We start from the raw sequence: 12078 nt of genomic DNA, 5'->3' as shown, positions 1-12078 counted from the left end.
CGTCTCCGTTGCCTGAAACAAGGTTCAGGTTTGTTAGTAGATGGGTCAAATATATCGGATTAAGGTTTGGTGTTATCGGATGTGAAGCCGGTGCTCGGTAACGTCATGATTCCGACAAAGCTGGACGTTACAAAACTGATCATCTGCACCGTGGATATAATCAATTATATTGGCGAGGGGCAATTTTAGATGTTTCTTTTGGCTTTCATTGTTTCGCAATTGGCGATCACCCCTTTGCCGCAGGCAAATAATGGCATTGGACCGAAGCCTATAGGGGGTGCCGGTTCATTGTTCCGCGTTGGAGATATACCAGTATCCGGAGTACGTATGAACAGAGACACGGTGCGTATTGCCCTCACAATTGATGCGGACGGTTCACCAATTTCGTGCAAAATTATTATCTCAAGTGGCAATCGAAACCTTGATGAAACTACGTGCCTTTCCTCTCTGAAACGAGGTCATTTCATTCCAGCACGAGACGAGGAATTAACACCAATCACAAGTGTGTGGCCCACAACAGTCAAATGGGGTGAGTCCCATCCTCATCTTGAGGAGCAAATCAACGCGTCGGATATGGTGCTGACCGTCAGTAAGCTTCCTACAGGCAGCCTTTTGCCGGTGGAGGTCAGAGAAATCATCGATAGCAAAGGTAATCAGCGCAGTTGCTCATCCAACGAAGCATCGCTGTATCTACCTTATGAATCCTTGGCTTGCAACATGCTGGCGAAGTTGCAAGGTCGTGCCGAAAAGGATCGGTCGGGAAAACCTGTAAAAACCATGGTAATTAGTCGGGTATTATTCACTTCCACCCCTCTCGCTATTGCGTCGTCGGGAGCTGGGCGAATATTTAGGATAACTGACAGGTAATATGCAGGCGCAATGTCGCGGTACGCATGCTCGATGATGGCATAAAATTTGGCCTTACAGCTATTCACCATCTTCTGCCATCAACGGGCGGGGAGCCGACGCCCCAACCACCCTCCCAAAACGCAAACCCGCTGTACCCGCGCGCGAAGCGATGGCAGACGGTGCCGCGTCTTCCGACCAATGCGCCACCCGCATCGGTCCGCACCAGGAGTAGCTGATGGCCTTGAATCCCGGCGGATCGTCCGCCCAAGCACCCGCCGCGGGGGATGCCGACAAGGGCGTCAATGCGCCCGACCTGCAGGTCTTCGTCTTCGCGCTGTTCTTCATCTTCGGCGGGATCACCAGTCTCAACGACGTGATCATCCCCAAGCTCAAGGACCTGTTCACGCTCAATTACGGGCAGGCGCTGCTGGTCCAGTCGGCGTTCTTCGCCGCCTATTTCGTCTTCTCGCTGCCTGCCGCCGCGATCGTGCGCAAGCTCGGCTACATGCAGACCGCGTCGGTCGGGCTGTTGCTGATGACGCTTGGCTGCGTGCTGTTCATCCCGGCGTCGTCGTCGGGGACGTTCATCGTCTTCCTGATGGCGCTGTTCGTTCTCGCGATCGGCATCACCACGGTGCAGGTCGTCGCCAACCCGCTGATCAGCCTGCTGGGTGCGCCAAAGACCGCATCGAGCCGGCTCACCTTCGCGCAGTTCTTCAACTCGCTCGGCACCACGATCTTCCCGATCGTCGGGTCGATCCTGATCCTCGGCAATCTCGCCAAGGTCGATTCGAAGACGCTGACCGGCGCCGCGCTCGACGCGCATCGCACCGCGGAGACGCAGGTCGTCGTCCACACCTATCTGGGGCTCGCGATTGCGCTGGTGCTGGTCGCGGTCGTCGTGTGGTCGCGGCGCAAGCGATTGCCGCATACGGTCGAGCAGCATGGCAGCATCTTCCAGGCGTTCGAGTTGCTCAAGCGCCCGCGCTTCGCGTTCGGGACGGCGTGCATCTTCCTCTATGTCGGCGCCGAAGTCGCGATCGGGTCGCTGATCGTCAGCTATCTCGAGCAGCCCACCACGATGGCGTTCGATCCGGTCACCGCAGGCAAGCACGTTGCCTATTACTGGGGCGGCGCGATGGTCGGGCGCTTCATCGGCGCGTTCGTGCTGCGCGTGGTCTCGCCGGGCAAGGTGCTGGCGGGCGTCGCGATCGGCGCGATGGCGCTGATCGCGCTGTCGACGCACAGCACCGGCGCGATCGCCGGCTGGTCACTGCTCGCGATCGGGCTAATGAACTCGATCATGTTCCCGACGATCTTCAGCCTGGCGAGCGAAGGGCTCGGCGCACGCGCGGCGGAGGGGTCGGGGATCATCGCGACCGCGATCGTCGGCGGGGCAATCGTGCCGCCGCTGACCGGGGTGCTGGCGGATAACTCGACGCTGCAGTTCGCACTGCTGGTGCCTGCGCTCTGCTATCTGGTGATCGCAGGCTACGGCATCTTCACCCGCAAGCCGTCAGTGGCCTGACGGGGGTCGGCGCGGCTCGCTCCCGGAGGAGCGGGTCGCGCCAAAACAATTACGGCATCGAGATCTGGACGATCGCGTCGATCTCGACCGCGGCACCAAGCGGCAGCGCCGACACACCGACCGCGCTGCGCGCATGCTTGCCGGCTTCGCCGAACAGCTCGACCATCAGGTTCGACGCGCCGTTGGCGACCTTGGGCTGATCAGTGAACTCCGCGGTCGAATTGACGAACACGCCGAGCTTGACGATCCGCTCGACCCGGTGAAGCCCGCCGAGCGCCGCCTTGATCTGCGCAACCAGCATCAGCGCGCACGCCTGCGCGGCTTCCATTCCGCCGTCGAGATCGACCGAATCGCCCAGCCGACCTGTGATCAGCGCGCCGTCCTTGAACGGCAACTGCCCAGAGATATGCAGCAGCCCGTTGACCTCGACCGTCGGCACGTAGGAGGCGACCGGCGCGGCGGCGGCGGGGAGGGTGAGGCCGAGCTCGGCAAGCTTGTGGTCGATACGGTCGGTCATGGAAGGCTCCTGGGAATGAACGGGGTCAGGCCGGCTGGCCGGCAGCGAAACGGTCCGCGATCCAGCGTTCCGCGACCTGCCAGTCGTCGATGCGGATATGCGCATCGGGGGCGGGGGGGACGTTGGGCGCAAGGCTCGGCTCGGAAACCATGTGGACGCGGTGGACGCCCGGCGCGTGCTTGGCGACCGAGCTGTGGTGCATCGCGAGATCGTCGACGAAGACGGTGACCGGATCGCCGAACTCGGCGACCAGCCGCGCGACCGGATCACCCTTGCCGCCCTGGTTGGTCTCGACCCGATACGCCACGTCGTGGCCGAGCAGCTGCGCGATGCGCGGTTCGCGGTTGTGGTCGCCCAGATTGGTGAGGATCACGACATCGGCGACTTGCGACAGCGCGGCGAGCGCTTCGCGGGCGTGCGGGACAAGCGTCTGGCGGCCCATTTCGTTCGGGAAGAACCCGTCGAGCAATTCCCACATCTCGTCCCGCGTCGGCGGCGGCGCGCCGTTGCGGCGCGACATGCTGTTGGCGAAATCGCCGCCCTCGATCGCGAAATCGATATCGTGCGCCTCGCGCAGCCAGACGCCGAAATGCCGGACCATATGGAGCAGCACTTCGTCGCAATCACAGATCAACAGGCCCTTCACGCATAGTCTCCGGTATCGGTCGGGCCATCGAGCGCGGCATGCGCCCGGGCCAGGTCTTCGGGGCGCACGTCGAGGCCGTCGGCGCAGGCGATCAGGTCGGGTTCATGCGCGAGCAGGAAGGCCAGCGTCGCGGACAGGACTGCGGGGTCGCTGGCGCGCGCGCGCAGGTCGGACGGGGTCAGGCCGGTCACGTCGAGCAAGCGCAGTGCGCGCTCGGGCTCGGCCAGCGTCCATACCAGCGCACGGAGCGCAAGCTCCGACGGATCGTTGTTTGTCACGGAGGGGCGCATTGCGTATGAGGGGGTCCCATGGACGATGAAAGCTCGGGCGTGGCAAAAAGGGTGCTCGTTGTCGAGGACAACGAACTCAACCTCAAACTTTTCTGCGACCTGCTGGAGGCGCACGAATACGCCACCGAAGGCGTGCGCGACGGGCGCGAGGCGGTGGTCCGCGCGCGCGAGTTCCGCCCCGACCTGATCGTGATGGATATCCAGTTGCCGCATGTCAGCGGCTACGACCTGATCCTGCAATTGAAGGCGGACCCGGTGCTCCGGTCGATCCCGGTGATGGCAGTGACCGCTTATGCCGGCCGCGAGGATGAGGAGCGGATCCGCGCGGCGGGGGCGGATGCCTATGTCTCCAAGCCGATCTCGCTGATCCGCTTCGTCGATGCGGTGGCGGGGTTGCTCTAACTGCTCCCCATCCGTTCGTTTCGAGCGAAGTCGAGAAACCGGCGCTGTGCCCGGTTTCTCGACTACGCTCGAAACGAACGGGTAGAGGGGCGTTCGGGAGAGACGCCAACCCGCGAGACGATCCATCCCGCCAGGCCACGCAAAAAAGCCGCAAGGCTCACGCCCGCGGCTTTCGGCCAGGGGAGAACCCCCGGCAAAGGCAAACCGCAAAAGCGGTTTACTTGATCTTGGCTTCCTTGAACTCGACGTGCTTGCGCACGACGGGATCGTACTTGCTGAAGCTCAGCTTCTCGGTCTTGGTACGTGGGTTCTTCTTCGTGGTGTAGAAGAAGCCAGTGTCCGCCGTGCTGACGAGCTTGATCTTGACCGTGGTCGGCTTTGCCATGACCTGAATTCCTGTGATCTGAAAATGCAAAAGCGGCGAACCGGTCGCCGCTCTTAAGCGCTGTCCGATGGCGGATGCGGGGGCCGATGTCAAGTCGGCTATGGCATATAGGCGTGACGGTCGCGGTCTTTAACGCGACCTTTACGGGCGCTGCCGCATCCGGCCGTGCAAGGGAGTATCCTGCCATGATGCCAGCGTCCGTCATCGAATCGCCCGACCCCGCCGCGCTTGTCGAGCGGGTGACGAGAGTCGCGGCATGTGCCGGAAATCTGCCGTTTTCAGTACTCGAAGCCGAGGTGGCGGCGATTCACGCGGAGGCTCTGGCCTGTGGTCATTTCCCTGCCGTTTCGGTGGCGCAGGCCATCTCGGCCGCGCTGGAGCGTGGCGAGCGTGGCGCACTCGTGAATGCATGGCTGGGTGTCCTGCGCGACGCGGTTCTTCCCGGACGCCCCGTGCAGCGCATGCGACTCGCTAGCTGATTCGCGCCCCCGATGGATGCACTGATGGCTGCGCTGGTCGTGGCGTTGATGGTTCAGGCCAGCGACCGCACCGCGCTGACCAGTGCGCTGCTGGGGACGCGTTATGCCGGCAAGGGCGGCGTTCTCGCTGGGCTGGCGCTTGCGCTCGCGCTGGGCAATGCGGCGGGGGCGGTTGGCGGATGGCTGATCGCGCCGCTTCTTTCGCCCCAGGCTGCGGACCTGCTCGTCGCGCTGGCGATCGTTTCGGCGGGGGCAAGCGCGCTCTGGCCGATCAGGCTGCGGGCGCTGCCGGGGCGTTACGGCGGCTTCGCGACGGCACTGTTCGCGGTCGGTCTGCTCGCCATCGGGGATCGCACCCAATTCGTCACCGCCGCGCTCGCCGCGCGGACGCCCATGCCCGCGCTTCCGGCGATCGGCGCGACGCTGGGGGCGCTGGCGGTCAACATTCCGGCGGTGGTGCTCGGAGAGCGTAGGATCCGCCGCCTGCCACTGACGGCGATCCGGCTGGGGGCCGCGGCTTTGCTGCTGCTGAGCGGGACGTTCCAGGGGCTCTCGGCGCTACGGTTGATCTAGCGGCTCGCTCTTTCCCGGCGAGGGCGTTCGGAAGGCTGGCACTGCCACGCTGCGCGAGGGCAATTGCGCGCTGATCGACAGCGATCGCAAGAGCTGAACGAGATCGCTCAGCGCGTCGCCGGGCCGAGGGTCAGCAACCAGAGATCCGGGGGCGCGTTGACGCGAAACGGGACGATGCTCGTGCCCACGCCTGCGGTGACGAGCGTGATGCCGCGCGACGTCCGGGAGATCCCGCACCGGTAATTCGACGCGGCGACGGCATTGGTCAGCCCGAACGGTTCGAGATCGACCTGACCGCAATGCGTATGGCCGACCAGCTCGAGCGTGATCCCGCCGTCGAGCAAGGCGGTGCTGCTGCTGTGCGACAGCGCAATCGGGATCCCGGGCAAGAGCCGCACCGCCGCAAGCGTCTTCGGGATATCCTGACGTCCGTGCAGAAGGTCGTCGATCCCCGCGATCGTCAATCCGCCACGCGCGACCGCTTCGTTGAGTAGAACACGGATTCCCGCCGCCCGAAGTGCGCGAAGGATAATGGCGGGGTCGGTATCATAATCATGGTTCCCCATCACCGCGACGACGCCGAGCGGCGCGCGCAATGCCGCGAGCGGCGCGACCAGATGCGGCGCGAAGATGCGCGCAGTCCTGGCGCGATGCCCCGCGATATAGTCGCCCGCGAGCAGCACCAGATCCGGCTGCAGCGCATTGACCTGTTCCACGATCCGCCGCAGCCGCGCGGCATCCATCGACTCGTTGCCGATATGGATGTCGCTGAGCACGGCGACGCGGACCGGGGCGGTGCCGCGGGGCCAGTCCCGGAACCCGATCTGGCCGCGCCGCACGATCGGATCGATCCGCGCATTGTGATGCGCCCACGCGAACAGCGCGACCGCGACGATCATTCCCAGCAGGAGGCAGGATCGAACGAATGCCATGCCGCGCGCCTAGCCGGATGCCGGCATTGCCGCCACCGATGATACCGCTGGCGGAACAACCGGCGGAAGATCATGTTGTGACACGATGCGGGCTTTTGCGGACCTTCTCGACCGGTTGATCTATACGCGGTCGCGCAACGCCAAGCTGCGGCTGATCGTCGATTATCTGCGCGTAACGCCCGATCCGGACCGCGGCTGGGCGATGGCGGCGCTGACCGGGGAGCTCGACCTGCCCGGCGTGAAGCCCGCGGTCATCCGCGCGCTGATCGAGGCGCGGGTCGATCCGGTGCTGTTCCGGATGAGCCGCGACTATGTCGGCGATACCGCCGAAACGGTCGCGTTGCTGTGGCCCACCCCGCCTGGGACGGTGGTCGAGGCGCCGCTCGGCATGGCGGACGCGGTCGAGCGACTGGCGAAACTGTCCCGCTCGGATACGCCCGCGGTGCTCGGCAAGATGCTCGACCAGCTCGATTCGGACGAGCGCTTCGCGCTGCTCAAGATGGCGACCGGTGCGCTGCGGATCGGCGTGTCGTCGCGGCTTGCCAAGACCGCGCTGGCGCAGGCGTTCGACCTCGATGTCGAGGCGGTCGAGGAAGTGTGGCACGGGATCGACGCGCCTTACACCGCGCTGTTCGACTGGGCAGAGGGCCGCGGCGCGCAGCCGACTGCCGCCGACGTGCCGGTGTTCCGTCCGTTCATGCTCGCGCATCCGCTCGAGGACGGGCGGGTCGATCTCGCGGACTATGCGGCGGAATGGAAATGGGATGGGATCCGCGTCCAGATCGTCCATGTCGCAGGCGAGACCCGGCTCTACAGCCGCACCGGCGACGACATTACCGCGAGTTTCCCCGAGGTGGCGCGCGACTTCACGACCGTTGGCGCGGTCGACGGCGAGCTGATGGTCAAGGGTGACGCGCAGGGTTCCGCGACCGAAGAGGGCGGGGCGGCGAGCTTCAACGCGCTCCAGCAGCGGCTCGGCCGCAAGCTGGTTTCGGCCAAGATGCTGGCGGATTCGCCCGCGTTCGTGCGCCTCTACGACATCTTGTTCGATGGCGACGAGGATCTGCGTCCGCTCGGCTGGACCGAGCGGCGCGCGCGGCTGGAAGCGTTCGCCGGACGGCTCGACCCCGAACGGTTCGACCTCAGCACCGTGATCGCGGCGGACGATTTCACCGCGCTCGAAGCGATCCGCGCCGGCGCACGCGACGGCGCGATCGAGGGGGTGATGCTCAAGCGGCGCGATTCGCCCTATCTCGGCGGGCGCAAGACCGGGCTGTGGTACAAATGGAAGCGTGACCCGCTGACCGCCGATTGCGTGATGATGTACGCACAGCGCGGCAGCGGCCGACGTTCGTCCTTCTACAGCGACTATACCTTCGGCTGCTGGACCGAAGACGGCACGCTGCTCCCGGTCGGCAAGGCCTATTCGGGGATCACCGATGAGGAATTGAAGCAGCTCGACAGCTTCGTCCGCAACCATACGACCGGGCGGTTCGGCCCCGTGCGGGAAGTCGACAAGACGCTCGTGCTCGAGATCGCGTTCGATTCGATCCATGAATCGAAGCGCCACAAATCGGGGGTGGCAATGCGGTTCCCGCGGATCGCGCGGATCCGCACCGACAAGCCCGCCGCCGAGGCGGATACGCTCGCGGGGCTCAAGCGGCTGATCACGTGACCGCTCGACACCCGCCAGCGCGCTGATAGTCTGCCCGCACCAGGGGAGAACACGATGCGCAAGACGGTGATCGCGGCGATAGCCGCGCTGTTGGCAAGTACGGCCGCCAATGCCGAGACGTTCGCGATCCAGGCGGGGCATGTGATTACCGATGCGGCCAAGCCCGCGCGGGGTGCGTTGACCGTGATCGTCACTGACGGCAAGATCGTCCGGATCGAGGACGGGGCGACCGCGCCTGCGGGGGCGACCGTGGTCGACCTGCGCGACAAGACCGTGCTGCCCGGGCTGATCGACGTCCACGTGCATCTCACCAGCAATTCGGGCGAGCCGTGGTATCAGGGGCTGACCCCGAAATATTCCGAACCCTATGCCGCGACGGTCGGCCTGCACAACGCACTCGTCACCGCGCGCGCCGGGTTCACCACCGTGCGCGATCTCGGCGGACCGCCGCTTGCGAGCGTCGCGATGCGCGACGCGATCAAGGAAGGTGGCTTCCCGGGGCCGCGGATTCAGGTCGCCGGCCCGGCGCTGTCGATCATCGGCGGGCATGGCGATTCGACCGTCGGGCTCGCGCCCAACCTTCGCGCGGCGATCGAGGCGTCGGGCGAGCAATTCTGGGTCTGCACCGGCCCGCTCGAATGCGGGAAGGCGGTCCGCAAGATCGCCGCTTACGGCGTCGACGTGATCAAGTTCCACGCGACCGGCGGGGTGCTCGACGATGGCAAGATCGGTCTCGAACAGCATTTCACCGACGAGGAAATGAAGGCGATCTGCGACACCGCGCACCAGCTCGGGCTCAAGGTCGCGGCGCATGCGCATGGTGCGAAGGGGATCGGTGCAGCGGTGCGTGCCGGGGTCGATTCGATCGAGCATGGCACCTACGCCGACGACGCCGACGTCGCGCTGATGAAGACGCGCGGGACCTATTATGTCGGCACGCTGATGGCGTTCAGCGGGCTGCAACTGTATCTGGGCAAGGGCATCTACACCGCCAATACCGAGGCGAAGGCGCGGCAGACGCTGCTGGTATGGGGCAAGGCGCTCAACCGCGCGTACAAGGCGGGGGTGCCGATCGCGCTCGGCACCGATGCGGCGGTCTTCCCGCATGGCCGCAACGGCGAGGAAATCGGGCTGATGGTCAGCAAGGGCGGCATGACCCCGCGCGATGCCTTGATCGCGGCGACCAAGGGCGGGGCGGACCTGCTGGGGCTCGCGCGCGAAACAGGGACGCTCGAGCCGGGCAAGGCGGCGGACCTGATCGCAGTGACGGGCGATCCACTGGTCGATCCGGCCGCAGTGACGCATGTCGCCTATGTGATGACCGAGGGGCGCGTGGTGCCGATGCGGTAGGGGAGCATCAGGGGCGTTTGCCAGCGGCCACCGCACCCGTTACGCTTGGCCAATGACCGACCTTCGCGAACTTTACCCCGAAATCGAACCCTATACGACCGGGATGCTCGACGTCGGCGACGGGCACCTCGTTTATTTCGAACGGTGTGGCACCCCCGGCGCCACCCCCGCCGTATTCCTCCACGGCGGCCCGGGCGGCGGGATTTCGCCCAGCCATCGCCGCCTGTTCGATCCCGAACGCTACGACGTGCTGCTGTTCGACCAGCGCGGGTGCGGGAAGTCGACGCCGCATGCGGCGCTCGAGGCGAACACGACGTGGCACCTCGTCGCCGATATCGAGCGCTTGCGCGAGATGGTGGGGGTCGAGCGATGGCTGGTGTTCGGCGGGTCGTGGGGATCGACGCTGTCGCTGGCCTATGCGCAGACCCATCCCGAGCGGGTCAGCGCGTTGATTTTGCGCGGGATCTACACTGCGACGCCCGCGGAGATGCGCTGGTATTATCAATTCGGCGTGTCGCAGATGTTTCCTGAGAAATGGGAGCGCTTCCTCGCCCCGATCGCGCCGGCGGACCGCGGCGACATGCTGCGCGCCTATCACCGGTTGCTCACCGGCGATGATTCCGTCCGCCAGCTCGAGGCGGCAAAGGCGTGGACGATCTGGGAGGGGGAGACGATCACCCTGCTCCCCGACGCGGCGATGTCGGCGGCGTTCGGCGAGGGACATTTCGCGCTCGCCTTCGCGCGGATCGAGACGCATTTCTTCGTTCACGACTGCTGGCTGGAGGACGGGCAATTGCTGCGCGATGCCGGGCGGCTGGCGGGGATTCCGGGGACGATCGTCCATGGACGGTACGACATGCCGTGCCCTTCGTATTACGCCTATGCGCTACACAAGGCGTGGCCCGAGGCCGAGTTCCACCTGATCGAGGGGGCGGGGCATGCCTATAGCGAGCCGGGCATCCTCGACCAGTTGATCCGCGCGACCGACCGGTTCGCCAACGGGTAACGGGCCGATACCGCCAGTCGGTGCGCGTTCGGAGGAGGGGGTGCCGTTCGGAACGGGTGCTTCCCCGGCGAAGGCTGGGGCCAAGTAGAGCGGCCCGTGGTAACTGAGCGGTGTCCTTTGCTTCCCGACGGTCCGCTACTGGACCCCGGCCTTTGCCGGGGAAGCGCTTGGGGTGCAGCACTTTTCTGCGTCGTCCTCGACGGGTTGGGGCGGCGCCATCGAACCACGGCACACATCCACCAAGCAAAGAAAAACCCGGCAGGCGGAAGGCCTGCCGGGTTTTTTCATAACCCGTATCGCTGCGTAAGACTTACGCGATCGACGTCAGGTTGACCGCAGCCATCTTGCCACGACGGTCGACTTCGAGCTCGAACTCGAGTCGGTCGCCCTCGTTGAGCGAGGTCATGCCACCACGCTCGACAGCCGAGATGTGAACGAACGCATCGGGCTGTCCGTCGTCGCGCTGGATGAAGCCGAAGCCCTTCATCGCGTTGAAGAACTTGACCGTACCGGTCGCCTTTTCACCGGTCAGCGAGCGCTGCGGCGCGCCACCGGGAGCGGGACGACCGCCAGGAGCCGCTGCATCACGCTCACGCGGGGGACCGCGGTCGGTGACGGCCATCGGCTCGCCGTCGATCTTGAGATCGGTTGCGGAGATACGGCCACCGCGATCGACCAGCGTGAAGCCAAGCGGCTGGCCTTCGGCCAGACCGGTCAGGCCAGCCTGTTCGACTGCCGAGATGTGAACGAACACGTCCTCGCCGCCGTCATCGCGAACGACGAAGCCGAAACCCTTCTGGCCGTTAAAGAACTTAACGACGCCCGTGCCTTCGCCGACAACCTGCGGGGGCATCCCGCGACCGCCGCCGCCGCCGGCACCACCGCCGAAGCCGCCGCCACCGCCGCTGCGGAAGCCACCACCACCGCCGCCGCCGCCACCGCCGAAGCGATCACCGCCGCCACCGCCGCCGCCGCCGAAACGATCGCCGCCGCCGCCGAACCGGTCACCGCCACCGCCGAAACGGTCACCGCCACCGCCACCGCCACCGAAGCCGCTGTCGAAGCCGCCGCTGTCGCCGAAACCGTCGCGCTTGTCGCGCCCGCGCCCGCCACGATCGCCGCGGCGTCCTTTATCGAAACTCATGCCCTGTTCGTCTTCCCGCTTCGTCCGACCTCATTATAACAACCATTGCATCGGACGAAAGACGCAAGGCCCTGTGCACCAAACCAATCGTGCCACCGACTCGTGTTAGCTTAATTTTCGATGCGCTGCGAACAAATTCGTCCAAAATGGGGCACAGTTCGTACCGATCTTGCGCGACCGTTGCACGCACAGCACAGCCGACCCGACGCAAGGGCCGTCTTTTTGAACGTTTGCCTTGATCCTGAAGGGGGTAGGGGCGTTCCTTCGGCGCGACGGAATGCCGGAAAACTGGCAGGAGATTG

General features: G+C 65.3%; 14 protein-coding genes. 8 read left to right on the top strand and 6 right to left on the bottom strand.

Annotated features, from left to right (window positions below):
- Nucleotides 1-189 precede the first annotated feature (189 nt).
- Nucleotides 190-867 carry an energy transducer TonB family protein gene (locus RI03_RS23595; protein WP_138995676.1) on the top strand — a complete coding sequence of 226 codons (678 nt, stop codon included), beginning with the start codon at nt 190-192 and terminating at the stop codon, nt 865-867.
- Nucleotides 868-1084: 217 nt separating this feature from the next.
- Entirely contained in the window at nt 1085-2377 is a 1293-nt protein-coding gene (locus RI03_RS15755) for a sugar MFS transporter (RefSeq protein ID WP_010218508.1), read from the top strand.
- A gap of 49 nt (nt 2378-2426) precedes the next feature.
- Here RI03_RS15755 and RI03_RS15750 read toward each other — a convergent pair whose 3' ends face one another.
- From RI03_RS15750 to RI03_RS15740, 3 genes are read right to left on the bottom strand one after another with little or no spacing between them, the layout of a single operon-like run.
- On the bottom strand, nt 2427-2894 hold the full coding sequence (locus RI03_RS15750; protein ID WP_010218507.1) for a RidA family protein: 468 nt from the start codon (nt 2892-2894) through the stop codon (nt 2427-2429).
- Between the two features lie 25 nt (nt 2895-2919).
- Nucleotides 2920-3540 (bottom strand): hypothetical protein, encoded by a 621-nt coding sequence (locus RI03_RS15745; RefSeq protein ID WP_010218506.1) that lies wholly within the window; start codon nt 3538-3540, stop codon nt 2920-2922.
- On the bottom strand, nt 3537-3830 hold the full coding sequence (locus RI03_RS15740; RefSeq protein WP_010162187.1) for a DUF3572 domain-containing protein: 294 nt from the start codon (nt 3828-3830) through the stop codon (nt 3537-3539). Before RI03_RS15740 ends, RI03_RS15745 begins: the two co-directional genes overlap by 4 nt.
- Before the next feature lie 39 nt (nt 3831-3869).
- Between RI03_RS15740 and RI03_RS15735 the strand changes: the two genes are divergently transcribed.
- Entirely contained in the window at nt 3870-4232 is a 363-nt protein-coding gene (locus RI03_RS15735; protein ID WP_010218505.1) for a response regulator, read from the top strand.
- Between the two features lie 217 nt (nt 4233-4449).
- Here the strand turns inward: RI03_RS15735 and rpmG are convergent, their stop codons facing one another.
- Nucleotides 4450-4617: a 50S ribosomal protein L33 gene (rpmG, locus tag RI03_RS15730; protein ID WP_010162189.1), complete on the bottom strand. Its 168-nt coding sequence runs from the start codon at nt 4615-4617 to the stop codon at nt 4450-4452.
- Nucleotides 4618-4730: 113 nt separating this feature from the next.
- On the opposite strand from rpmG, the gene RI03_RS15725 reads away from it, so the two are divergent.
- Both RI03_RS15725 and RI03_RS15720 read left to right on the top strand, forming a co-directional pair.
- On the top strand, nt 4731-5096 hold the full coding sequence (locus RI03_RS15725) for a hypothetical protein (protein WP_010218504.1): 366 nt from the start codon (nt 4731-4733) through the stop codon (nt 5094-5096).
- A 24-nt stretch (nt 5097-5120) separates the two neighbouring features.
- Nucleotides 5121-5669, top strand: coding sequence for a TMEM165/GDT1 family protein (locus tag RI03_RS15720; RefSeq protein ID WP_238542408.1), 549 nt, complete (start codon nt 5121-5123; stop codon nt 5667-5669).
- 107 nt (nt 5670-5776) lie between these two features.
- On the opposite strand, the gene RI03_RS15715 is transcribed toward RI03_RS15720, so the two are convergent.
- Nucleotides 5777-6601: a metallophosphoesterase gene (locus RI03_RS15715; protein WP_026046770.1), complete on the bottom strand. Its 825-nt coding sequence runs from the start codon at nt 6599-6601 to the stop codon at nt 5777-5779.
- A gap of 85 nt (nt 6602-6686) precedes the next feature.
- On the opposite strand from RI03_RS15715, the gene RI03_RS15710 reads away from it, so the two are divergent.
- The 3 genes from RI03_RS15710 to pip are packed head-to-tail and all read left to right on the top strand — an operon-like array spanning nt 6687 to nt 10632.
- Entirely contained in the window at nt 6687-8276 is a 1590-nt protein-coding gene (locus tag RI03_RS15710) for a cisplatin damage response ATP-dependent DNA ligase (RefSeq protein ID WP_010218500.1), read from the top strand.
- 54 nt (nt 8277-8330) lie between these two features.
- Nucleotides 8331-9626: a metal-dependent hydrolase family protein gene (locus tag RI03_RS15705; RefSeq protein ID WP_010218499.1), complete on the top strand. Its 1296-nt coding sequence runs from the start codon at nt 8331-8333 to the stop codon at nt 9624-9626.
- Nucleotides 9627-9678: 52 nt separating this feature from the next.
- Nucleotides 9679-10632, top strand: a complete 954-nt coding sequence (gene pip, locus RI03_RS15700) for a prolyl aminopeptidase (protein WP_010218497.1) — start codon at nt 9679-9681, stop codon at nt 10630-10632.
- Between the two features lie 310 nt (nt 10633-10942).
- Here pip and RI03_RS25120 read toward each other — a convergent pair whose 3' ends face one another.
- A complete protein-coding gene (locus RI03_RS25120) occupies nt 10943-11776 on the bottom strand; it encodes a cold-shock protein (RefSeq protein WP_010218496.1) in 834 nt (277 codons plus the stop codon).
- Nucleotides 11777-12078 lie beyond the last annotated feature (302 nt).

Origin of the sequence: Sphingomonas sp. PAMC 26621 (assembly GCF_000251145.1) — a bacterium.
Lineage (GTDB): Bacteria > Pseudomonadota > Alphaproteobacteria > Sphingomonadales > Sphingomonadaceae > Sphingomonas.
The sequence above is the reverse complement of the archived record's forward strand: the minus strand, read 5'-3'. Positions and strand labels throughout refer to the sequence as shown.

What these genes read in the sequence shown, in the direction of transcription:
- RI03_RS15740 (WP_010162187.1), bottom strand. Translation starts at nt 3,830, where the DNA reads ATGCGCCCCTCCGTGACAAACAACGATCCGTCGGAGCTTGCGCTCCGT.
- RI03_RS15710 (WP_010218500.1), top strand. Translation starts at nt 6,687, where the DNA reads ATGCGGGCTTTTGCGGACCTTCTCGACCGGTTGATCTATACGCGGTCG.
- RI03_RS15705 (WP_010218499.1), top strand. Translation starts at nt 8,331, where the DNA reads ATGCGCAAGACGGTGATCGCGGCGATAGCCGCGCTGTTGGCAAGTACG.
- RI03_RS15715 (WP_026046770.1), bottom strand. Translation starts at nt 6,601, where the DNA reads ATGGCATTCGTTCGATCCTGCCTCCTGCTGGGAATGATCGTCGCGGTC.
- RI03_RS15750 (WP_010218507.1), bottom strand. Translation starts at nt 2,894, where the DNA reads ATGACCGACCGTATCGACCACAAGCTTGCCGAGCTCGGCCTCACCCTC.
- RI03_RS15720 (WP_238542408.1), top strand. Translation starts at nt 5,121, where the DNA reads ATGGCTGCGCTGGTCGTGGCGTTGATGGTTCAGGCCAGCGACCGCACC.
- RI03_RS25120 (WP_010218496.1), bottom strand. Translation starts at nt 11,776, where the DNA reads ATGAGTTTCGATAAAGGACGCCGCGGCGATCGTGGCGGGCGCGGGCGC.
- rpmG (WP_010162189.1), bottom strand. Translation starts at nt 4,617, where the DNA reads ATGGCAAAGCCGACCACGGTCAAGATCAAGCTCGTCAGCACGGCGGAC.
- RI03_RS15755 (WP_010218508.1), top strand. Translation starts at nt 1,085, where the DNA reads ATGGCCTTGAATCCCGGCGGATCGTCCGCCCAAGCACCCGCCGCGGGG.
- RI03_RS23595 (WP_138995676.1), top strand. Translation starts at nt 190, where the DNA reads ATGTTTCTTTTGGCTTTCATTGTTTCGCAATTGGCGATCACCCCTTTG.
- pip (WP_010218497.1), top strand. Translation starts at nt 9,679, where the DNA reads ATGACCGACCTTCGCGAACTTTACCCCGAAATCGAACCCTATACGACC.